Source organism: Iodidimonas gelatinilytica (assembly GCF_008579125.1).
GTDB classification, from domain to species: Bacteria; Pseudomonadota; Alphaproteobacteria; order Sphingomonadales; family Rhodothalassiaceae; genus Iodidimonas; species Iodidimonas muriae.
Map to the genome: position 1 here is coordinate 79450 of NZ_BKCL01000006.1, position 22036 is coordinate 101485.

Annotated in this window: 18 protein-coding genes and 1 tRNA gene; 8 read left to right on the plus strand and 11 right to left on the minus strand. The window is 53.7% G+C overall.

The window, feature by feature from the left end:
• Positions 1-126: 126 nt before the first annotated feature.
• Positions 127-1215 (plus strand): fatty acid desaturase family protein, encoded by a 1089-nt coding sequence (locus JCM17844_RS09560; protein ID WP_210431734.1) that lies wholly within the window; start codon positions 127-129, stop codon positions 1213-1215.
• On the opposite strand, the gene JCM17844_RS09565 is transcribed toward JCM17844_RS09560, so the two are convergent.
• From JCM17844_RS09565 to JCM17844_RS09575, 3 genes are read right to left on the minus strand one after another with little or no spacing between them, the layout of a single operon-like run.
• Positions 1191-1841, minus strand: coding sequence for a nucleotidyltransferase family protein (locus JCM17844_RS09565; RefSeq protein WP_150000746.1), 651 nt, complete (start codon positions 1839-1841; stop codon positions 1191-1193). The genes JCM17844_RS09560 and JCM17844_RS09565 overlap by 25 nt on opposite strands.
• 19 nt (positions 1842-1860) lie before the next feature.
• Complete coding sequence (locus tag JCM17844_RS09570) at positions 1861-2943, minus strand: XdhC family protein (protein WP_150000747.1); 1083 nt, start codon at positions 2941-2943, stop codon at positions 1861-1863.
• Positions 2944-2947: 4 nt separating this feature from the next.
• Entirely contained in the window at positions 2948-3616 is a 669-nt protein-coding gene (locus JCM17844_RS09575; protein ID WP_150000748.1) for an SRPBCC family protein, read from the minus strand.
• Positions 3617-3819: 203 nt separating this feature from the next.
• On the opposite strand from JCM17844_RS09575, the gene JCM17844_RS09580 reads away from it, so the two are divergent.
• Together JCM17844_RS09580 and JCM17844_RS09585 are read left to right on the plus strand one after the other, a co-directional pair.
• Positions 3820-4371: a cold-shock protein gene (locus JCM17844_RS09580; protein ID WP_150000749.1), complete on the plus strand. Its 552-nt coding sequence runs from the start codon at positions 3820-3822 to the stop codon at positions 4369-4371.
• Positions 4372-4410: 39 nt separating this feature from the next.
• Positions 4411-4947 carry a DUF192 domain-containing protein gene (locus JCM17844_RS09585; RefSeq protein ID WP_210431735.1) on the plus strand — a complete coding sequence of 179 codons (537 nt, stop codon included), beginning with the start codon at positions 4411-4413 and terminating at the stop codon, positions 4945-4947.
• Between the two features lie 51 nt (positions 4948-4998).
• Here JCM17844_RS09585 and JCM17844_RS09590 read toward each other — a convergent pair whose 3' ends face one another.
• The 4 genes from JCM17844_RS09590 to JCM17844_RS09600 all read right to left on the minus strand — a co-directional run bounded on the left by JCM17844_RS09590 (position 4999) and on the right by JCM17844_RS09600 (position 10766).
• Positions 4999-6018 carry a serine hydrolase domain-containing protein gene (locus JCM17844_RS09590; protein WP_210431736.1) on the minus strand — a complete coding sequence of 340 codons (1020 nt, stop codon included), beginning with the start codon at positions 6016-6018 and terminating at the stop codon, positions 4999-5001.
• On the minus strand, positions 5976-6458 hold the full coding sequence (locus tag JCM17844_RS15010; RefSeq protein WP_210431737.1) for a hypothetical protein: 483 nt from the start codon (positions 6456-6458) through the stop codon (positions 5976-5978). Before JCM17844_RS15010 ends, JCM17844_RS09590 begins: the two co-directional genes overlap by 43 nt.
• 40 nt (positions 6459-6498) lie before the next feature.
• The gene (locus JCM17844_RS09595; protein WP_210431738.1) at positions 6499-8502 is read right to left on the minus strand and encodes a TonB-dependent receptor; all 2004 of its coding nucleotides are present in this window, start codon (positions 8500-8502) and stop codon (positions 6499-6501) included.
• Between the two features lie 80 nt (positions 8503-8582).
• Positions 8583-10766: a malate synthase G gene (locus JCM17844_RS09600; RefSeq protein ID WP_150000752.1), complete on the minus strand. Its 2184-nt coding sequence runs from the start codon at positions 10764-10766 to the stop codon at positions 8583-8585.
• Positions 10767-10971: 205 nt separating this feature from the next.
• Here JCM17844_RS09600 and JCM17844_RS09605 point away from each other — a divergent pair.
• The 3 genes from JCM17844_RS09605 (at position 10972) to JCM17844_RS09615 (ending at position 14145) form a co-directional block, all read left to right on the plus strand.
• Positions 10972-11045: transfer RNA gene (locus tag JCM17844_RS09605), tRNA-Pro, on the plus strand.
• Positions 11046-11348: 303 nt separating this feature from the next.
• Positions 11349-12788 (plus strand): sigma-54 interaction domain-containing protein, encoded by a 1440-nt coding sequence (locus JCM17844_RS09610; protein WP_150000753.1) that lies wholly within the window; start codon positions 11349-11351, stop codon positions 12786-12788.
• Complete coding sequence (locus tag JCM17844_RS09615; RefSeq protein WP_210431739.1) at positions 12766-14145, plus strand: transporter; 1380 nt, start codon at positions 12766-12768, stop codon at positions 14143-14145. The genes JCM17844_RS09610 and JCM17844_RS09615 overlap by 23 nt, the downstream gene beginning before the upstream one ends.
• A gap of 56 nt (positions 14146-14201) precedes the next feature.
• Here the strand turns inward: JCM17844_RS09615 and JCM17844_RS09620 are convergent, their stop codons facing one another.
• The 4 genes from JCM17844_RS09620 to JCM17844_RS09635 all read right to left on the minus strand — a co-directional run bounded on the left by JCM17844_RS09620 (position 14202) and on the right by JCM17844_RS09635 (position 17337).
• A complete protein-coding gene (locus JCM17844_RS09620) occupies positions 14202-14792 on the minus strand; it encodes a hypothetical protein (protein WP_150000755.1) in 591 nt (196 codons plus the stop codon).
• A gap of 12 nt (positions 14793-14804) precedes the next feature.
• A complete protein-coding gene (locus JCM17844_RS09625; RefSeq protein WP_210431740.1) occupies positions 14805-15518 on the minus strand; it encodes a C39 family peptidase in 714 nt (237 codons plus the stop codon).
• 12 nt (positions 15519-15530) lie between these two features.
• The gene (locus JCM17844_RS09630) at positions 15531-15986 is read right to left on the minus strand and encodes a hypothetical protein (protein ID WP_150000756.1); all 456 of its coding nucleotides are present in this window, start codon (positions 15984-15986) and stop codon (positions 15531-15533) included.
• Between the two features lie 73 nt (positions 15987-16059).
• On the minus strand, positions 16060-17337 hold the full coding sequence (locus tag JCM17844_RS09635; RefSeq protein WP_150000757.1) for a hypothetical protein: 1278 nt from the start codon (positions 17335-17337) through the stop codon (positions 16060-16062).
• Between the two features lie 229 nt (positions 17338-17566).
• Here JCM17844_RS09635 and JCM17844_RS09640 point away from each other — a divergent pair, with 229 nt between their 5' ends.
• Together JCM17844_RS09640 and JCM17844_RS09645 are read left to right on the plus strand one after the other, a co-directional pair.
• The gene (locus tag JCM17844_RS09640) at positions 17567-18412 is read left to right on the plus strand and encodes a hypothetical protein (RefSeq protein ID WP_150000758.1); all 846 of its coding nucleotides are present in this window, start codon (positions 17567-17569) and stop codon (positions 18410-18412) included.
• Between the two features lie 285 nt (positions 18413-18697).
• A complete protein-coding gene (locus tag JCM17844_RS09645) occupies positions 18698-21907 on the plus strand; it encodes a TonB-dependent receptor domain-containing protein (RefSeq protein WP_150000759.1) in 3210 nt (1069 codons plus the stop codon).
• Positions 21908-22036 lie beyond the last annotated feature (129 nt).

Sequence of the window (22036 nt, forward strand, 5' to 3'; positions counted from 1 at the left end):
CCCATATCTGGCAGCATGGATGATCCATTGCGGCCTTGCGGTCCCTTGATTTCCCTTTAAAAGGGTGCCACTGCCAAATGTGCACTGACAGTTTCGTGCCACCTGAGACAAAGATGGATGACAGATATGGCGCGCCCCAACGCCGAAAATTTTCCGCTGAAAGAAGCCCGTGCCATTGTAAAAAGTCTGGCGCGCCCCAATCCGTGGATCTATTGGCCTGATTTTCTTATCAGTGCCGCCCTTGGCTGGGGGGCCTTTGTGTTGGCCGTGATCAGCCCGAATTTCGGGGCTGTGCAACTGGCCGCGCTGTTTGTCGCTACCTTCGCCCTTTATCGGGCCGTGATCTTCATCCATGAATTGTCGCATTTAAAACGCGGCACCTTCAAACTGTTCCGGCTGGCCTGGAATCTGATTTGCGGTTTTCCCATGCTGGTGCCGTCCTTTACCTATGCCGGTGTGCACACCGACCACCATTTGCGCAAAATATATGGCACCCATGAAGATGGGGAATATGTACCTTTTGCCACAGGCTCGCCATTGGGGCTTGTGGGCTATGTTCTGTTGTCGTTTTTCCTGCCCTTGTTGTTTGTGGGGCGGTTTTTGCTGCTTACCCCCATCAGCTATGTGGTGCCGCCGGTGCGCCGTTGGGCATGGGAACGGGCCTCATCCCTTACCATCGACATGAATTATCGCCGCCCGCCCCCCGCCAAGCGCGACGATAAAAGCTGGCGCTGGCAAGAAGCCGCCACCTGTCTTTATGCCTTCGGGTTTTTGGCGCTGTTTGTCACCGGTGTCCTGCCCTTGAAGGTGCTGGCCATCTGGTATCTGGTCACCGTGCTGATTTTCCTGTTCAATTCCTTGCGCACCTTGTGCGCCCATGCTTATCGCAATCCCGGCGATGCCCCCATGACCACGGCGGAAGAATTTCTCGATTCCGTGAATGTGCCGGGCAACCGGTTCTGGACCCCTTTATGGGCGCCGGTGGGCTTGCGCTTTCATGCCACCCACCATCTGTTCCCGTCGCTGCCCTATCATGCTTTGGGAAAGGCCCACCGCAAACTGGTGCAGGAACTGCCCGATAACAGCCTTTATCTGGAGGCCAGCCGCGCCAGCATGTTCGATGCCCTGAAACGTATCTGGCAAGAAACCCGCGAAGGCCAAAACAACCGCGCCAAAGAGGCACAGGCGGATCAATCGCGCTCGAAAGCCGCGTGAAGCCGGGCAAGGCTTGCGGGATCATCGGCGTCTTGCAAAATCCCTTGATCCTCCACATCCAGCGCCCGGATTTTTGATCCAAACGCTTTCAAAAGCCCCCGTGCCCCCTGATCGCCTTGAAGAGCCGCCAAAGCAGAGAACTGCGAACGGTCCCATAAAACCGGATTGCCCCGCTTGCCATGATAATATGGCACCACTGCCGGCGGCTTTTCTGCGGCCCAATAGCTTTGGGCAAGAGAGCGCAGAGTTTCCGGCGCTACCCTTGGCATATCCCCCAGCATGAAAAGCGCCGCCGCGCAATGTTCCGGCACCGCCTGCACGCCGGCCTTCACCGATGCAGACAGCCCACATTCATAATCTGGATTTTCGACAATCCGGACCATTTCTCCCGCAAGGCATTGGCGCACGGCCGCCGCCTGATGCCCCACCACCACAAGGACCGGACCGATCTGGGCCTTTTGCGCGGCTCGCACGCTATGCACGATCATGGGCACGCCCTGTAAAGAAGCCAGCATTTTGCTTCCCCCGCCCATACGCCGCGATAAACCCGCTGCCAAAATCACGCAGGCAATATTTTGGCCATCTGGCCGGGATCTGTGCGACTCAGGATGTGCTAAAGCAGACATCACTCCCTCAAAGGCGGTTTCAGGCTGCAGAATCGGGTTTTATCGCGCCTTGCCGCAAAACTTGGGTGATCTGCGCCATGATTGACAAGGCGATTTCCGCCGGACTTCTCGCTCCGATTGCAAACCCAACGGGCCCATATATTCGTAAAAGTGTATGTTGTGAAAAACCGAGGGAAAAAAGTCTGTCAAGCCGTGCTTTATGGGTCTTTCGGCTTCCTAGTGATCCGATGTAAAAGGCTTTGGAGCCGAGCGCTTCCTTGAGCGCCGCATCATCCAGTTTCGGATCGTGGGTCAGCGTAACCACGGCGGATCGTTCATCGAGGTGCTCGGCCACCAATGCCGTATCGGGCCAGTCTTCTATCAGGCGCACTGATCCAAAGCGGGCGCTGGTGGCAAAGGCTCCGCGCGGATCGATCACCGCCACATCATAGCCCAGGCCCTGCGCCATTGGCACCAGCGCTTGGGCGATATGCACCGCGCCAATCACAAACAAGCGCAAGGGCGGATTGAACACATGCATAAACAAGCGCCGCCCATCGATTTCGACCAGACCCGACCGATCCAGACGCAAAGCATCCGCTAAGGCATGCCCGGGAAACGCCACATTGAACCGGCGGGATATCTGGCCCGCCACATCTTGTTCCTGTGTCTGAAACAGGGCTGTATCGCCCCCGTCGAGATCGGTAATGCGCGCCACCGCTTTTCGGGCACTGCGGGCATCGACCAAATCCCGAAGCATATCCAAAGCAGCAGGAGGAGCCTGAGACCCGCTCACCGGCTCCAGATAAACGGAAATACGCCCACCGCAGGCAAGCCCCACCTCCCATGCTTTGGCATCGGCCACACCGAAAGACATTTCCTGTGTGCCCCCCGATGCGATCACATCCAGCGCTTCCACAATCACCGCGCCTTCCACGCAACCGCCGGAAACAGAGCCTTCAAAACGCTCGTCGGTGCGGATCACAAGCTGGCTTCCCACAGGACGCGGCGCAGAGCCCCATGTGGATATCACCGTTGCCAAGGCCACACCATGCCCCGCCTCGGCCCATGCCAAAGCCGTTTCAAGCGGATCGAGCGCGCCGGATGTTTCGTTATGCCCCATCTTCTTATCGGGCCAGAAAATAAAGCAGGCCCAAAACCAGTGCGATCAGGGCAAAAACCCATAGAACAGGCTTAAGTCCGGGCCGATCTTCACCAATCGGAACATCATGGGTCGGCGGGGTTGGTGCAGGCGCTGCACTTGGTTCTGTCTGGGCGTCCTCAATGGGTTCTGCCGCAGGGATGGGCTGCTCTGTCGTCGGAGCCGTGGGGCCTGAAGGGGTCTCTTTCGCCATCCGTTCCACAATCAGGTCCGAAAAACAGGTAAAAAAGTCTTCGGCATATTTTTTCGCAGTGCTGTCAATCAGCCGCGCTCCCATCTGCGCCAGCTTGCCCCCCACATTGGCTTCTACGGACCATGCCAGCCGGGTTTTATCCCCTTCCACATCATGCAGGGCCACATCCGCCCGCCCGCGGGCAAATCCGGCAGCCCCCTTGCCTTGTCCAACCAAGGTATAGGCATGGGGCGGCGACACATTCTCCAGCATCACCTCGCCTTTAAATTTTGCCTTCACCGGCCCCACCTTGGCCGTCACCGATGCGGCCAGCTGGTTGTCTGCCAACCGCTCCAGCGCTTCGCAACCGGGAATACATTCGATCAACAGGGTTTCGTCGTTCAAGGCGTCCCACACGATCTGACGCGGTGCCGGTATGATGGTTTCGCTTTCAAGTTTCATCGTCTGCTCTCCAATGTTCCATCGACCGCAGGGACGCATGGTGCGCTATCTTTTGTATATGATACGGGCCGCTCTCTCTTCCATCCCATTTCATCGAAGCAAGATCAAATACAAAGGCTTGGCAATGACCACCTGTTTGCGGCATGATTTTGCTTCGCTATAGAGCCGTGTTAATATGGTATGTGCGTAATGGGGAGCAGTCGATGATGGCACTTGGGGAAGCGTCCGAACCTATGGCCGAAGAACAAACCGTTGAGGTGCATGGGGTCGTCAAATGGTTTGATGCGGTGAAAGGCTACGGCTTTGTGATCGCAGACGATGGCGGAAGCGATGTTCTTTTGCATTTTTCCGTCCTGCGCGAGGTGGGGCGACGGTCCGTTCCCGAAGGAACAACCGTTCATTGTGAAGCAGTGACACGCCCGCGCGGGCGACAAGCAACCCGTGTAATCACCCTGGATTTTTCCACCGTAACGGCACCCGATGTCGAACAAGCGCCCGAAAAGGCCAATGGCTTTGCCCGCCATTCCGGCGATCAATCCGGCGCCTATAGCGAAGGCGTCGTGAAATGGTTCAACCGCATCAAAGGCTATGGTTTCGTGTCGCAGGGGGAAGGCACGCAGGATGTATTTATCCATATGGAAACCCTTAGAAAAGCAGGGATCGACGATATACAACCGGGGCAAAGAGTGCGGATCGCCATCGGCAAGGGAGAACGCGGCCCCCTTGCATCCGAGATCATATTATTGGATGGATAAGGCTTCCGTTCCTTTCCAACCGTTTCAATGGACAGTGTCATGCCAGCCCAATTTTCGGCCAAGCCTTCCCCCATGCTTTTGGTCAAGTTTCTTGTAAGCCTCGCTCTTACATGGCTTTGGGCCGGGCTTTTGGCCCCTATGGGGGCGGCACAAACACCGCAATCCCTGGAAACCATGCCGTTAATCGTTGAAAGCGAAAATGGCACCCATCATTTCACCGTTGAATTCGCCAATGATCCGGAAGAACGCAGCATCGGCTTGATGTTCCGCAAGGAAATGCCCGAAGATCATGGCATGCTCTTCGATATGGGCATGCCGGTACGCGCCAGCTTCTGGATGAAAAACACCGATTTGCCGCTGGATCTTATTTTCATCAAGACCGATGGAACCATTGCCAATATCGGCACGGGCGTTCCCCATCAAATCAGCCCGCCGGTGCAATCACGGGGTCGGGTTCTGGGCGTACTGGAACTGAATGAAGGCACTGCGAAAAAACTGGGCATCAAACCCGGTGATCGGGTGCTGCATCCCATATTCAACAATTGGGACAGCGAAAAAGAGACGCAGCCCAAATAAGGACAGGACCTCACGTCCTTTGCGTCTCTTTCTTGTTGATAAACCGGTAGCTTAGTTTTCTTTCAAGGCCGCCACAATCTGCGACGCGAAATCCACATAGGAAAAGCCGCTTCCGCCCACCATGTCATAGCCCCGCCGCACGATCACCAAATCCAGCGACGGGATCACCACCAGATATTGCCCGCGATTGCCGGCCGCAACAATGCTGTCTTTGGGAAGCGCCGGGTCATAAGCGTTCAGCAACCACCATTGCGCCCCATAACCGGGGCGGGGGCTGCCATCGCTGTTTTGTAAAGGCGGCTGCGCAGGTGCGGGCGTTGAAACATAATCAACCCAGCCTTTTGCCAAAATGCGCTTGCCGTCCCACAGACCATCTTGCAAATGCAGCACGCCAAGCCGTGCCAGATCGCGCGCGGTGGTCCAAACTTGGCTCGACATAATAAAGTCCCCCGCCCAATCCGTCTCGAGGCGGGTATGTGTCATGCCAATGGGATGCAGCAAGGCTTCAAAGGGAAAGCGCAGATAGGCATCTTCACTTTCAAAAGCGCTCCGCACGGCGCGCATGGCCAGCATGGTATCGTTATTGGCATATTTCCAGCGCATCCCCGGCATGGCTTCCAATGCATTGGTGGCCGCTTCATCGGCCATCAAACCGCCCCCCATATACACGCGGTCGGTGCGGTTCCCGGCGATATTGCTGTCCAGACCGGACGCCATATGCAGCAGATTTTCCAATGTAATGGCCCGGCGCGGGTCGGCCAAACGCTGCCATTGGGGAATTTGGGCGGGTGCTTTTACATCAATCAGGCCCTGTTCAACCGCTGCGCCGATCACACTGGCGCCTATGCTTTTGGCCACAGACCATGTGCGCTGTGCGGTGACAGGGCTGTGACCTTCCTTATAGCGCTCGGCCAAAATGGCAGTAGGGGTGGCAATCAGCACCGCACTGGTGCGGCTATCGGAACCAAACTGCGTGGTGAACGCCTTGTCGATCACCTTATCCAGCCGATCATTGCCTGAAGGGCCGTTCACCGGTGCATGATCGGTCCACGGCAAGCCGGTGTCGGGCATATTGCTTCATCCGCGGTGGAAAGTGTTACCGAAAGCACCTGATCCAAAGCTGCCACCCTTGCCCCCGGCGGCAAATCCACACAGCCCAAATGCGGTCGCCATGCAGAAATGCGCGGCGGCATATTCATGTCATAAGCCACACGGACCCGCTTGGCCTGATAATCGATCTCCGCCTGCAATTGCCGTGCTTGATCCTCGACCAATGGATAGATGCCGGTCAGTTCATCTGCTTCGATTTGGTCCAGTGTTTTGCCACCATTAAACAAGGCGCTACACAGGAAACCGGCCTTATATCCAGCAGCATAGGCGCCGATTGTCGCTTCTGTATTGCGCTCCGCCGATTTGGGGGCTGTGCGCAATTGCTCCAGCGTTTGGGCGTGAACTGCCCCGCTTGTTAACATCAGCGTTGTGGCCATCAATATGGATCGGATGGGATTCATTCTTCTCTCCCCAATATATTTCGTGCCGCGTGCATGATTGTTATAAAGACAATTCCACACCAAGGGAAAAAAGCTGCGGCTGGGCGCGCAGAATGTCCCCGTCACCGGTGGTTTGGCTTTCCACCGTTTCACCAAAAATATTCTCTGCAGCAAGAAACATCTGCACATCCGCGCTCAGCCTATAGCGGATGGCCATATCAAGCGTGAAAGCCGACGACAAAAAGCGGCTGTTCCCGTCATCATCAAATTGTGCGCCGAGATAACGGCCATCGAAATTGATCGACCATTTGGGGGTGGGTGTCCAGTCTGCGCCCATTGTCAGGCTGTGTTTGGGGCTTTGTGCCACCCGTTTGCCCGCAAGATCCGCAATCTCGCCCGCATCTGTGATCCGGGCATTCACATAAAGATAGCGCAGCACCATTGAAAGCTGCCCGCCCACCGCCACACGGCCTTCCATCTCTATTCCATCGGCGGTGATCCGGTCGATATTTTGCCTTTGCCTCAAAGACCCGCCGGCAGGCACAAAGCCGGTGGGCGGAAATATGCCGGGGCCAAGGGCCACTGTGATATTTCCCACTCCGTCATGCAGCCAGTTCCGGAAATATGTGGCCCCCAGACTGATGCTATTCAGCGGCTGAAACTGTACGCCCAAATCAAAGCCATAAAGCCGCTCCGGCTCTAAATCCGGATTGGCTTCGGTGATATCATTGCCCACACGGAAAGGCCGGAAAAATTCATTGAGACTGGGCAAACGAAAGCCGCTATAGCCTGAAATACGGGCCGATAACGCATCGGTCAGGCGATAGCGCGCCCCCAATCTGCCATTCAGCAAAAGCCCGTCGCGGTCCAAAATGGCATCGTCACGCACCAGCGTTCCATCGGCCAAATCGCTTTCCGTAAGAACGCCGTTGAATGTGCGCCAATAATCCAGTCGTATTCCACCCGAAAGACCCAAATGATCAAACACCGTGCCCGCATAATCCGCATAAAGCCCGGCCAACCATTGGTCGCCGCCCGCCCGACGCACCCGGGTAAAGCCGTCGCCTAGATTGCGAAAAGCTTCATTGGTTTCCCCTTCAAGCCGCCGCACATCCCCGCCCAGATCAAGGCTTTGGCCATCCGCCAAAGGCACCCGCAACACCGCCAGCAGCCCCGCCCCGCGCGACGGAACATTGAATTGATCCAGCACAGGGCTTTCCGAGGCACGCCCTGCATCAACTGCACTGAAGCGGCTGGAAAAATCCCGTTCCGTTATAAAGGCGGTCAGCTCATATCTCAGGTCCGACGGCCCGGCATCGCGTACCAGACGCAAGGACCCATCCAGCACCTCCGTATCATTACCGGTGAGTATTGTGCCATTGGAGCGGTTTTCCTCAAACCACCCCACTTTCCCGCTTAGGGTGACACTATCGGAAAGGGCGGTTTCCACCACACCGGAAATCCGTGCCACATCGCTTTTTGCGGGCACGTCCACAGCGCCCCGGCTTTGCTTGTCGCGTAAAATAAAGCCATCGCTTTTTCTATAATGCCCGGAAAGCGCATAGCTCATCTTGTCGTGGCGATCGCCTATTCCCAAGGACAAAAGCCTTGTGCCGCGGGTGCCGATCTCCGCCATACCGTCCAGCGTAAAATCGGCGGGCATTTTGCTCTCAAGGCGGATCACGCCGGTCAGCGCCTGATTGCCATAAGGCCCTGCCCCGCTGCCGCGCACCACGCTTGCTTGCGCAATCCGCTGAGGATCAAGCGCCGACCAGAACACCCAGCCACCGAAGGGATCGTTTAGCGGCACGCCATCCAACAAAACCAGCGCCCGCCCGGCCCCATTGGGGCCAATACCGCGCAGGCTGACCCCTTGGGTTGTGGGATTAGCCAATAAAGACGATGCCCGGCGAAACAGCGAAAGCCCCGGAATTTGCCCCAGAATTTCATCCACATGAACCGTGGGGGCCTTGGCGAAATCATCGGCCAAAAGCACGCTTTCCCCGTAAACCCGCCGGGCTTCAGGATCGGAAAGGCGCGTAGCCGTGACACGAATTTCGTCCACTATCTGGGCAGAAAGCGGGGGACAGGGGGGCGTAGCCAAGCACAAAGCCCCCAATATCACGCCACTTTTCCGCATGGGCTTTAACAGCCCAGAGCGCGGGCTTTCGCCTCTTGCCGCCGCTGGTGCAAAATGGGCTCCGTATAGCCATTGGGCTGATTAAGGCCCAAAAACACCAGATCGCACGCCGCTTGAAAGGCGATGGACTTGTCAAAATCCGGGGCCATGGGATGATAAGCGGGATCGCCTTCATTTTGCTTGTCAACGATCCGGGCAATCCGCTTCATGGTCTCGACCACCTGCTGTTTTGTGCACAAGCCATGATGCAGCCAATTGGCCATATGCTGGCTGGAAATCCGTAAAGTCGCACGGTCTTCCATCAAGCCCACATCATTGATATCCGGCACTTTCGAGCAACCGACCCCCTGTTCCACCCAGCGCACCACATAACCAAGAATGCCCTGCGCATTATTGTCCAGTTCTTGCTGGATTTGCTGCGGCGAATAACGTGCATCACACTCCACCGGAGGGGTCAATAAAGGTCCAAGCCCGGCTTTGGGACGGTCTTTCAAAACTTTTTGCCACTCTGTCACATCCACCTTATGATAGTGCAAGGCGTGCAATGTGGCAGCCGTAGGAGACGGCACCCAAGCGGTACTCGCACCGGACTGGGGATGGCCTATTTTTTCCTTCAGCATATCCGCCATACGGTCCGGCTTTGCCCACATGCCCTTACCGATCTGGGCATGACCAGGCAAACCGCATTGAAGGCCGATATCCACATTGCGGTCTTCATAAGCCTTAAGCCAAACGGCATCCTTCATCTGTGCTTTCGGGATCATGGGACCGGCTTCCATAGCGCTATGGATTTCATCGCCGGTGCGATCCAGAAAGCCCGTATTGATGAAGAACACCCGATCGCGCACGGCAGCAATACATCTGGCCAGATTGGCGCTGGTGCGACGCTCTTCATCCATGATGCCGATTTTCACAGTGTTCGGGGCCAAGCCCAATGCGGCTTCCACATGGCTGAAAACATCATTGGTAAACGCCACTTCATCAGGCCCGTGCATCTTGGGCTTAACGATATAAATCGAGCCTTCCCGACTGTTGCGATAAAGGCCCGTACCGGCCACATCACGCATGCTGATCAGCACCGTTATCATGGCATCCAGAAGGCCTTCAAATACCTCATGGCCTTCGCTGTCCAGCACTGCGGATGTGGTCATCAAATGCCCCACATTGCGCAAAAGCATCAGGCTGCGGCCCGGCAAGGTAAAAGCCGATCCATCGGGCGCATGATAGCTGCGATCCGCCTTTAATCTGCGTTCTATGGTGCGACCGCCTTTTTCAAAGCGTTCGGCCAGATCACCGTTTATCAAGCCGAGCCAATTGCCATAGGCCGCCGCTTTGTCTTCGGCATCCACTGCCGCGATGGAATCTTCCAGATCCATGATGGTGCTGAGCGCCGACTCCATCACCACATCCGCCACGCCGGCGGAATCATTGCGGCCAATGGAATGGGACCGGTCAATCACGATATCTGCGTGTAAGCCATGATGGCGCAGCAAAATGCCTTCAGGCCCAGTTGCTTCGCCGCGATAGCCCGCAAAGCGCTCCGGATGGACAAGTTTTGTGGATGCTGCGCCAGAAAGCCGAACCACCAACGCACCATCCTCAACCACATAACCCGTGGCGTCCTTATGGCTTTTGCCGTCCATAAGGGGGGCGATCTCGTCCAGAAACCCTTTGGCAAAAGCGATAACTTTTTCCCCGCGCTTGGGATTATAGCTGCTGCCGCGCGCGCAACCATCCGCTTCGGGCAGCACATCTGTGCCATAAAGCGCATCATAAAGGCTGCCCCAACGCGCATTGGCGGCATTGATGGCAAAACGGGCATTCATCACCGGAACCACAAGCTGCGGCCCGGCAATCTTTGCAATTTCGGGGTCTATATGATCGGTACTGACCGCGAATGGCTCCGGTTCGGGCAGCACATAGCCGATCTCTTCCAGAAATGCCTGATAAGCCGCAAGATCGAACCCGTCGCCCTTGTGATTGCGGTGCCACTCATCAAGCTGCGCTTGCATGGCATCACGGGTTTTCAACAAAGCGCGGTTGCGGGGAGCCAAAGCGGTGTGCATGGCTTCAAACGCCGCCCAGAAACCGGCCACATCCAGGCCATCCGATCCATGAAGGGCGCGTGCCACCAGATCATCAAGGCCCAAGGCCACTTGTAAACCGCCATATTGCCTGCGCTGTGTCATCTACACCCCTTCTTTCTGTGGAGTCGTCTATCGTTTCAAACGGATCAATTGATAAATCACGAGAGGGGTAGCGCCACAACCCGCCTCTGTCTAGGCCGATCCTTGTGATGGGCAGAGCGTGGCCGCAAACACATTCGAAAGAAAGAGGCAAACATGCAAGATGCCTCTTGCGCAAGACGGCGGCATTCCTTAAACACTCAGCCGTCGGGGAGTAGCGCAGCCTGGTAGCGCATCTGCTTTGGGAGCAGAGGGTCGCAGGTTCGAATCCTGTCTCCCCGACCCATTCCCCCCCCTTCCCTTTCAAAGACCACCCTTTGCAGCAGCCTTTCCGGAACAAAACGGAAAGACGCCCGTTTCTATTGGAAGTGCTATAAAAGCAGATCAATCAGATCGGCAAACATCATCCTTAAAAAAGAATAAATGCAGATCCATTCATATATTTGACTTAGTCTAATTAAATACATTTATTTTTATTGTAACAATTAAATACTATATACTCTGCAATCATTATTTTTATTTATATTTTTTCTTATATGTTATGATTAACGTAGCAAGTGAAATACTGTGGTGGGAGATTTTTCAATGCACGAAGTACGCAAGGAAGCAGCGTGCGATCGTGGCGATAGATCCAAACGCCTTTTAATCATCGACCCTGCGCGAGAAGACGCCTCCGGTGCTGCCCATCAGGTTCATCGCCTGATGCCTTTGTCCGATATTGCTTACACCATCCCGGACAAACCCATCTCCAAACTTCACCACACCTATTTCTGCGCCGTGATCTCGCTTACGGCACATGTGCACATCTCTGACCGCCTGTATCAGCAATTGCTTCGTCTTGCCCGGGCCATGCGCGTTATCGCCTTGATTGATAAAAGCTCGCAAGGCCGTAACCGGGTCTGCCGGCTGCTGCGCGATGGCGTGCTTTACGATTTTCATACCTTGCCCATCGATCACGAACGGCTGTGTTTTACCATTGGGCATCTGCGCGGTATTTTCGAGCATGAATCGCGCCCAAAAGGCATCCGGCGCACCACGGCCATGCCGTGCCAAAATCAGCTTTTGGGGAAATGCCCGGCGATGGACAACATTCGCAAGCAGATTTCCCAATATGCCAAAACCGATTTGCCTGTACTGATCGCCGGAGAAAGCGGAACAGGAAAAGAACTGGTCGCGCGCGACATTCATCAACATTCCAGCCGTGCCGATCAGGCTTTTCTGGCTATCAATTGCGCGACCATCCCTCCGCAATTGGCAGCTTCTGAACTATTCGGCCATGAAAAAGGGGCTTTTACCAATGCCATCAGCGCCCGACCGGGCCGCTTTGAACAGGCATCGGGGGGCACATTGTTTCTTGATGAAATCGCAGATCTGTCGCTTGATATTCAATCGCAGCTTTTGCGCGTTTTGGAAGATGGTCGGATATACCGTTTGGGGGCGCACCAACCACGCCAAACCAATGTGCGGATCATTGTCGCCTCCAATATAAATCTGGAAGAAGCGGTTCGGAAAAAACACTTTCGGCTTGACCTGTTCCACCGCTTGAACGTTTTGCCCTTGATGATGCCGCCACTGCGCGAACGTGAAGGCGATGCCATTTTGCTTGCCAAATATTTCATCGCCATGGCCGTACAAAACCACGGATTAAAACCCGCCAGCTTAACGGAAGAAGCAGAACGCGCTATTCTCGCCTATTCTTGGCCCGGCAATGTGCGCCAGCTTCAAAATTGCATCCAAAGGGCCATGGCCCTGAACAGCAGCGGAAAAATTGACCGGCAGCATTTAGGATTATCGCGGACTACAGCGTCTGATCCATCGATGCAAACCTTGGCAGGGGCACGAGCCGAGGCAGAAAGCGCCCTTTTATCAAAGGCTATCCGAACATTCGACGGCAATATCAGCCGCGCAGCAACGGAATTAGGCGTTTCAAGGGTGGGGTTGTATCGCCTGCTCAAGCGCCATGATCTGGATCATAAGCAACTGGTCAACGGGGGAAAAGACCATGACAGGGATACTCAAGTCTGAACCATTTCATAAATCCAACACGTCCATTTCCATACTCGTCATCGGCGGGGCATTTTTGCTTCCCTGCACCATGGCTTTGGCGCAGGACCAAATCCAAAGCACAGGCGAACCGGATAGCAGCCTTGAAGCGGCAGATCGCACCGAGTTGCAACAGCTAAAGCAGCAGATCGACCGGCAAAGACAGCAGCTTTCCCAGCAAGCGCAGCAGCTTGAACAACAACGACAAGTCATTGAAATGCAGGCCAATCGCATTGAGCAGGTTCTCTCCCGACAATCTGCATCAGCCTCGCCATCAACTCAAACAACACCATTGGAAGAAACCAAGCCATCGGTTCGGCAACAGGCACAAAATCAGCCCCGCCCCGCCCCGGCTCCCGCAACAACCGAAACCGTCGGACAACAAGCGGAAGCGGATAATGCAGCGCAATCCCAAACCAACGCCCGCGCGACAGAGGTGTCAATTTTCGCCGATGTGGGAGGTGTGCTTACCCCCAAAGGGCATTTTTCGCTGGAACCGCGTATTGATTACACCCAATCAGGCGTAAACCGCTTTTTCTTCCAAGGGGTGGAAATTGTCGATGTGGTGCTTGTGGGTCTGTTTGAACTGACCGATGCGGACCGTGATACCGTTACCTCTTCGCTCACCGCCCGTTACGGGATCACCGATCGGTGGGAAATCGACGCACAAATTCCCTATCTTTACCGCAATGACCGCATCACCAATGAGGTGGTCGGCCTTGATAACCGACGCCAGATCCGCGAGCTCAGCGGCAATGGCGTTGGCGATGCGGAAATCGGGTTGCATTACCAGATCAACCGCGCCGGGAAAGGCCATCCGGTGTTCATTGCCAATGTGCGCGGAAAATCCGATCTGGGAAAAGGTCCATTCGCTGTGGAACGCGATGAAGACGGGCTTGAACTTGATCTGCCAGTGGGATCCGGTTTCTGGACCGTTGAACCCTCTCTCACCATGATCCATAGCCTTGATCCAGCTGTGTTATTTGTGAATGCGGGCTATTTGTTCAATCTGTCGAAATCGGTGAATGCCCTGATTGGCGATACCCTGATCGACCGCGTCAATCCCGGCGATAGCATTCGCGCCGGTTTTGGTTTGGGCGTGGGATTGAACGACACACTGTCTTTCAGTTTGGGATATGAGCATAACCATGTGTTCGGCACAAAAACCTTCATCGCCGATACTCGACAAAAAACCAGCAGTCTGGAAGTGGGAAGCTTTCTCTTTGGCTTGTCCATGGGATTAACGGATCATATCGGGTTGAATCTGAATACCCAATTGGGGGTCACCGATGATGCCCCCGATGTGCGCATCAGCTTGCGTATTCCCTTTAGATTTTAGGTTGATGTGCCGTTTCCAAATATTGGCTGAGTTTGAGGCCGGCATCGGGGGAACAGTCAGTTCCCCATCTGCTCCATCGCGGCGCGGCGGGCGATATCCCCCAATTGCATGGATAGACGTCCGGTGCGGCTGACCTCTTGCATATTTTCCATCACCACGGTCAGTTCAAACACCTGAACAATGCCGACACCGTCCAAGGTATTTTCGATGATCCGGGTTCCCAGCGGCAAGGACGACGCCTCATCTGTCTGGCCAGAACCATTGAGGCGGGCAATATTCACCCCATCAGACCCGATCACAATGCGGTCGGCGCCCACAACCACCGGAGCACCCTCATTGATGGCCTGAATCCGCGATGCCAGAACAGGTACGAACTGTCCATTATCATTCAATGAAAAATTTGAAATCGCTACCGGCTGGCCATCCACAAGACTGCTAATGGCAAACCCCAAGGCAATATCAAACGCCCCCAAGCGCATACCGCCGCGCGCCTCTTCCAATTCTTCGTCTCCCATCGGCGTCAATGCAGCAAAGGGATCATCTTCCGCCTGACCGTTCAAAGGTATGGCGGCAAAAAGCATCAACCCCACAACCAATCCCGATTGTAAAGGCCGAGCCATCGAACCCAATGTGCGTGCATGACGCATCGAAGAATCCTTTTAAAAGCTATTGGCACCGCGCCAAAGCTGCACGGTGAAATCGGACAAAGCCGTTTGGGACAAGGAATTCCCCAAAGGCGCTTTCACCCGAACGGACCAATCATCGAGACTATTGAAATTCTTGCGCCCCAAAGACACCCGATCCCGGATCACAAACGCAATGCCGTCCCAGATGCCTTCAAATTCTGTGCGGCTTAGAACCCGCATACCCAAAGCCGGATCGCCCAGCATAACCTCGTCGCCCATAATGCCCTTCAAGACGATGAAATGGCGATATCCAAAGGTGTTCACCAGCACGATGGCAGGAACAGCCGCTTTTTCCAGACGGTCCAATGTCAGCCGGAAGCCATCGGCGCGCAATCCAAGGGTTTTGAGATAGCTTTGCATATCCAGCAAAGAAAACCCCACCTGCCGGATACGGTCCTGATCGCCAACTTCAAACATTTTCTTAAAAACATCCGTTTCGCTGACGGCTATATCATAGTGATAACTCAGCAAGGTGGCGGTGGCGGCCGATCCGCAACTGAAATCATATTGTTGGGGAACAAGATTGCGAAAGCGCGCTTCCTTCAGCGATTCCACCGGAACACGGAAATATCCACCAAAGCCCGGCATATCCACAGATCCGGCCACGGCCACCGCATTATTGGCAAAAGAAAAAGCTGCACAGACCCCGGTCATGAGCCAAAAGCGCCGCATTTTGTGCGATCGCATAACAAGCCCCCCTTATTTCACAAAGACATTAACCTGAATTGTGCTTTGAAAATTCACATTATTCCCGGTGTTGAACATCAGGGAATTGATCCCCGAAAGCTGCTCGATGCTGTTTTGCCCGATAGCACCATTGGTGAATTGGCCGGACATATTGGTATCGGAGATCCCAGCGGTTTGATCCGATAAATTTACCGCAATATCACCCAGATCGAGAGAGGCTCCCCCTTCAAGACCGGCCAATTGGCCTTCATCAAGGGTTTGGAAATCCGAAAACGGATCGGGCGTATTGTCTAATAACACCTGTGCTGTTTTTGAGGCATCTACGGTCGCGGACAAAACTGGCCTATCGGCCTTATGCGCTTCATCGGACGCAGACCAAGCCTGCTGTGCCAAAGCCATCGAGCTGGTGGTCGCAAAAGCAAGCCCGGTAAGCACAAAAAAGACGCGACTGCTGATCCTGATAGCCATGATGTACCCTTTCGCAGCCAGACTGGAAAAGAGGGCGGGCCGAAGCCCGCCCGAGTTTGCCGGGGTAGAACCCTTATTGGCCACCAAAGGAATTGGTCACATTGGCATTCACATTGATCACAGCGTTCTGGTTGGCAAAACCTGTGTTGAATTGCTGTTGGGACAATCCGTTAAGGCCGCTGACACTGTTATTGCTGATATTACCGGTGGAGATTGATCCACCAGCGCCTTGGCCATCATCCGGGAAAGCAGTTGTCAGATTGATCCCGCTGACGGTGGTGCTCAGCGTGGTGCTGCTGACCATGATATCACCGGTGGTGATGTCCAGATCCAGGCCATCGTCATCGCTTTGATCGTTGAACGATCCGTTCAGAGAATTGTCCAGATCGACGCCATCATCATCGGAGTTATCGTCCGTTGTTGAATTGTCGTTGTTGGAATTGTCGGTATCCGTGCCGTCAGCATCCGAACGATCGGAATTGTCATTGTTGGAATTGTCCGTATCGGTGCCGTCATCATCGGAGTTATCGTCCGTGGTGGAATTGTCGTTGAAGGAATTATCGCTATCCATTCCATCATCGTCGGAATTGTCGTCCGTGGTGGAATTGTTCGAGTCTGTCGTGTTGTTCGAATTGTCTGTATCCGTGCCGTCGTCATCCGAATTGTCATCGACCGTGGAATTGTCGTCATTGGATGAGTTGTCATTGAAGGAATTGTCGCTATCCATCCCGTCATCATCCGAATTATCGTCGACCGTGGAATTGTCATCGTTCGACGAATTGTCGTCATTGGATGAATTGTCGTTGAAGGAATTGTCGCTATCCATCCCGTCATCGTCGGAATTGTCGTCTGTGGTGGAATTGTCATCGTTCGACGAGTTGTCATCATTGGATGAATTATCATCATTGGATGAACTGTCGTTGAAGGAATTATCGCTATCCATCATATCGTCATCGGAATTATCGTCGGTGGTGGAGTTGTCATCATTCGACGAATTGTCGTCATTGGATGAGTTGTCGTTATTGGAGTCATTCGACGAGTTATTGTCGTTTGACGAGTTGTTGTCTGCCGACGAATTGTCATCGTTTGACGAATTGTTGTCATTAGATGAGTTGTTGTTGCCGGAATCGGAATTATTGCCGCCATCCCCTTGCTGTGATCCGTTATTTGAACTGCCGGTCCCGGAGCCTTGGTTGGTTGACGCGTCATCAGCGCCTTGCGAACCATTGTCTGCCTGGAAAGCAATATCTGGATTTTCGTCTTCATCCACTTCTTGCGCAACAGCCCCGTAGGAAAATGCGATCCCAAGACCAATGGCCGAAACTGTTTTCAAAAAAGAAGAGCGTGTCATTGCATGTCTCCGTTCAATTTCATTGCAAATCGCCGGATTGGCGGTGCATCACACGGCCCTTGGGGTCATTCATCGCGTTTAAGGATTTTGCCAGCCCCCGGCACCGTCCCCCCAACACAGCAAAAGCCGGGCCAAGTCAGGAAAATTCCATAACAAACTGTTTTATAACGAATAATTTTTCGAAAAATCTCTCTGCCGCTTGAAAGGCTCAGCCAGACGTATCACTGGCGTGACACCAAAAGGATACAAACCGTTAAAAACCACAGAAATATGCGACTATCCATTTGTTCTGATAGCATATTTAAGGATAATTCACAGTGTAACATTGTTGTTACAGGCGACAGAAAATATCTCTTGGATACTCGCCTATAAAATTATCATGATCATAGATTGTCCTTTTGATTGCAGAATGACCATTGTAAAAAGAACGGCACTGGCTTTTGAAAAAGCAAAAAAACAAATTCGGGGAACACGCGCCATGAAATACAAATATCGCCTTTATTCCAAATCACTTATTCCCCTTGGCATCATAGGCAGCACCTTTGGCACTCCCGCATTAAGCCAAACCGTTGGGCTGGATGAATTACAAGTCTGCATGGCGATTGAAAGCCAGTCGCAACGGCTGTCCTGTTTTGAAAATCTCGTTCAAAACGCACAGACACAAGCCATCACAGCCCCGATGCCTGCGCCAGAATCTTCGGCACCTTCCATCACCGCACCAAAGGTGCCGTCCGTTGCTTCCCCGCCCACGCCTGCAGCCCCTTCAGCGGCTCCCATTACATCATCAACGTCTGGCGCTAAAAGCTTGGTAGATGATCAATTTGGTTTACCGGAAAAGCCTGTTCGCAAGCCGGTTGAAGATCAATCCCGCAGCATGGTGCTTGCCTCTGCGGATAAAAACCATAAAGGCCGGTGGGCCTTCACCATGGAAAACGGGCAACTATGGCTCCAAACAGATAGCGCACAAATTCCTCCGCCTGCAGCAGGAACCACCGTTCATATCGAAGAAGGCCTTTGGGGATCTTTCAAAATGCGGATCGCCAAACGAACCGTGCGGGTTAAACGACAAAAATAAGCAATTCGTTCAAGAAACGTCGCTCAAATACCCATAAGAAGGTGGGGTTTTGGCTCAAGATTTTGGGTTGCTCCAAATTTTGGCAAGGCACCCCTCGTTTGTTTATCTCACCCCGAACAACCTGAAATAGGTGATCCAGCAGCATCCTCTATGTATTATGCTATAGAACTTTATACATAAAATTACGGTATTTATTTCTTCTTCTGCTGCTGTTATTTCTTTACGTATAAGTCTGAATTTCATAGACTTATGACATAAATATAAACTCCACACAGGGAAGAAACCATGATACACAGCACAAAACGGCAATGCCAAAGGGCATTGTGGCTTCGCTCTGTGGGCGCGATCGCGCTTTCCACAGTTATCTTTGGTGCAAATGCCCAGCATGTTTTTGCCCAAGAAGCCGATAGTGACGAAAATATCGGAGGCGAAGTCGAGCAAATCGTCGTCACTGGGTCCCGTATTCGCCGCGACGCCTTTTCGGCAAACACGCCAACGCAGGTGCTGGATGCCTCTGAAAATCGCAAGCTGGGCGTCAGCACCTTGAACGAGATGCTTCAGCGTTCAACCACAGCAAGCGGTCAGCAAATTGATGGCACCTTCAACTCCAATGCTGGCAATTCCAATGCCACAGAAGCGCCGCCCGATGGCGGCATTGGATCTTCCAATATTGATCTGCGTGGCTTGGGAGCAGAACGCACGCTGGTATTGGTGAATGGGCGTCGCCTTGGTGTGGCCGGCGCGCGCGGTGCACCGGCACAGCCCGATATTGGCCTGATTCCCCTTGGAATGGTGGAAGCGGCTGATGTGCTGACCGGCGGTTACTCCACCATTTATGGTGCCGATGCGGTGGCCGGCGTTGTCAATGTGCGCCTGAAATCTGATTTTGAAGGGCTGGAAGTTTTCGGCAATGTCGAACTGCCCGAAGCAGGGGGCGGTGAGCTGTATCAAACGTCTCTTGTGGGCGGCGTTGCCAGTGATCGCGGCAATATCACCTTTGGCTTTGAATATCGCAAACAAGAACGCGCATCCACCGGCAGCCGCGATTTCAGCAGTTGCCTGCGTAGTATTGAGGTATCCGAAGACGGTGAACGATTTGACCCGTGCCGCAGCGGATTTTTCGATAATGTCATAGTGATCAGCGACGACTTTCTGCCCGGCTTTGAACCCGGTGCACAAATCCCAGGTACCGGACCTGATGGCTTAACATTCTTCGACTCACTGTTCTTTTTCTATACTCCGGGTCAATCGGATACTGGGGTTCCAAATTTCTCCACCGGCTTTGGCCTTCCCGCTGCAGGTGATCCGCAAGTAGGGACTTTCCCCGGGGAAGATCCGGATGCCGGTTCCGTATTCCCCTTCCTTGATTTCTTCAACGATCAGGACGAACGCCGTGCCGCAGATCTGATCCGTCCGGCGGAAACCTTCTCTTTTGTGACCAATGGCCATCTCAATATGGATTGGGGAAATAACGAAGAGCTTTATTACGAATCTTATTATTTCAATCGCAAAAACAATGTGATTGCATCAAAGGAACAGATATTCCCCGACATTGCAGGAATGATCCCGCAAGAGGACGCCAATGGCAATATCATCGTCGATGCCGATGGTACACCCATTCTCGTGGATAATCCACTTAACCCCTTCCCTATGTCGGTCGCGCCCATCATCACCCTTGATGATAACCCACAGGACTTCAATGTGAATGTGGAACAGGTCCGCTTTGTTGGTGGACTGCGCGGCGATATCGGTGCGGGCTGGTTCAAGGAAAAGAACTGGTCTTATGACATGTTCTTTTCTTATGATCGCGGCACGGGACACCAGAGCCAAAGCATCCTGTTTGAACCCAATCTGATTTTGGCCACACAAACACTCCGGATGAACGCAGATGGCGAAGTGATCTGCGGTGTGCCTTTGACAAACAACCAGAACGGCCTTTTGACCCCCAATGAGTGCGTGCCGGTCAATTTCTTCGCGCCCTCGATTTTCGAAGATGGCGAAGGACGTTTCTCCTCCGATGCGGAACGGGACTTTTTGATCGGCTTGCGTACAAACCGCACCGTCACCAAGCAATATAATGCATCCGCATTCTTCACCGGCGACCTGTTCGACATTCCGGGCGGCGATACTGTGGGAACGGCCGTCGGCTTTGAATGGCGTAAGGACACCATCAATTCACAAAACGACATTGGCGGTGTTCAGGGCCTGAATGTTGCGGAAAATCCACTGCAAGAAGGCATCACGCAAGGGCAGCGCTGGATCTATGACATTTACGGCGAGTTCACAGCTCCGCTCATGCGCGACAAAAGCTTTGTAGAGCTGCTGCAATTGGATGGGTCCGTTCGCTATACCGAAGAACAAAATTTCGGATCGGAAGTCACATGGCGCATCATGGGCACCTATCGTCCAGTGGACTATCTTACCTTCATCGGCTCACGTAGTACGTCTTTCCGCGCCCCCAATCTGCGCGAACAATTCCTTGCCGATCAGGGGCAAGGGGTGTCGGGTGCTCTGGATCCATGCCGCGCCCAGGCCATTTCACAGTTGGACCCCTCAGATCCACAAACCCAATTGCTGATCAACAATTGTGAACTCAGTGGCGCAGACACCACACAATTGGGCAATTCCGGCGTGGTAACCATTCCTGTCAAGGTAGGCGGGTCTGACGACCTGATCGCTGAAACATCCACATCGGTCACCGGAACGGTGCAGTTCTCCCAGCCTTGGTTCAACAGCTTTGATTGGGATCTGGCCGCTACCTATTACGACATTGAAATCAAAAACACTGTCTCGGAACTGGATGCAGGTGTCATCATTTCCCGCTGCTTCAATGATGACCCCAATCTGGCCAGCCCGTTCTGTGATCGCGTAACCCGTGCCGATACCGGTAATCGCGCAAACAACGCCCTGTCCCTCGTGGATGCCTCGTTCATCAATGTGGGCCTTGAAACCGTGACCGGCATCGATATCGAATCCCGGTTCCACAAAAATTTCGATGATGTGATGGGCCAGTCTCTGGATCTCACATGGTCGGTCGGTGCCAACCGGCTCTTCGAGCAAAATCGCCTGACCTTTACCCGCGATGATCTGGTGGATAATGCCGGGCGCATCGGCAATCCCAAATGGCAGTTCAATTCCACCGTCTCACTGCTCTGGGATCGCTATCAATTGTTGTGGCAAGCCCGCTATATTGGCCAGACCGAGTTCGACGAGGACATCCAAAATCCTGAAGAAGCTCCTCGTGACAGCACGGACTTTGTCGGATCTGCCCTGACATTCGATGATGCTGTGGCAGATCGTCGTCTCTATAACGATCTCAGCCTGTCTGCAGATTTCGATCTGTTCGCCCTGACATTCGGCGTCAGCAACATCACCGATCAGGACCCGCCGCTGATCGATTCAACAGAAGGCCCCAACCGTAACAATGCGGTGACGTCCTCTGGTTTCGATCTGTTTGGTCGCACCTTCTTCATGAATGCCACCATGCGTTTCTGATCATCTGATAACAGCAAACAAGAAGGCGCTTTCCCAATATGGGAGAGCGCCTTTTTTATGCCTCCACTGATATAGCTTCTATTAAAGAATTGATCGTTCGCCGTGGAAAACATGGCTCCACGCCTTGTC

Coding starts and splice junctions, on each gene's coding strand:
- JCM17844_RS09560 (WP_210431734.1), top strand. CDS start 127: ATGGCGCGCCCCAACGCCGAAAATTTTCCGCTGAAAGAAGCCCGTGCC.
- JCM17844_RS09565 (WP_150000746.1), bottom strand. CDS start 1,841: ATGTCTGCTTTAGCACATCCTGAGTCGCACAGATCCCGGCCAGATGGC.
- JCM17844_RS09570 (WP_150000747.1), bottom strand. CDS start 2,943: ATGGGGCATAACGAAACATCCGGCGCGCTCGATCCGCTTGAAACGGCT.
- JCM17844_RS09575 (WP_150000748.1), bottom strand. CDS start 3,616: ATGAAACTTGAAAGCGAAACCATCATACCGGCACCGCGTCAGATCGTG.
- JCM17844_RS09580 (WP_150000749.1), top strand. CDS start 3,820: ATGATGGCACTTGGGGAAGCGTCCGAACCTATGGCCGAAGAACAAACC.
- JCM17844_RS09585 (WP_210431735.1), top strand. CDS start 4,411: ATGCCAGCCCAATTTTCGGCCAAGCCTTCCCCCATGCTTTTGGTCAAG.
- JCM17844_RS09590 (WP_210431736.1), bottom strand. CDS start 6,018: ATGCCCGACACCGGCTTGCCGTGGACCGATCATGCACCGGTGAACGGC.
- JCM17844_RS15010 (WP_210431737.1), bottom strand. CDS start 6,458: ATGAATCCCATCCGATCCATATTGATGGCCACAACGCTGATGTTAACA.
- JCM17844_RS09600 (WP_150000752.1), bottom strand. CDS start 10,766: ATGACACAGCGCAGGCAATATGGCGGTTTACAAGTGGCCTTGGGCCTT.
- JCM17844_RS09610 (WP_150000753.1), top strand. CDS start 11,349: ATGCACGAAGTACGCAAGGAAGCAGCGTGCGATCGTGGCGATAGATCC.
- JCM17844_RS09615 (WP_210431739.1), top strand. CDS start 12,766: ATGACAGGGATACTCAAGTCTGAACCATTTCATAAATCCAACACGTCC.
- JCM17844_RS09620 (WP_150000755.1), bottom strand. CDS start 14,792: ATGCGTCATGCACGCACATTGGGTTCGATGGCTCGGCCTTTACAATCG.
- JCM17844_RS09625 (WP_210431740.1), bottom strand. CDS start 15,518: ATGCGATCGCACAAAATGCGGCGCTTTTGGCTCATGACCGGGGTCTGT.
- JCM17844_RS09630 (WP_150000756.1), bottom strand. CDS start 15,986: ATGGCTATCAGGATCAGCAGTCGCGTCTTTTTTGTGCTTACCGGGCTT.
- JCM17844_RS09635 (WP_150000757.1), bottom strand. CDS start 17,337: ATGACACGCTCTTCTTTTTTGAAAACAGTTTCGGCCATTGGTCTTGGG.
- JCM17844_RS09645 (WP_150000759.1), top strand. CDS start 18,698: ATGATACACAGCACAAAACGGCAATGCCAAAGGGCATTGTGGCTTCGC.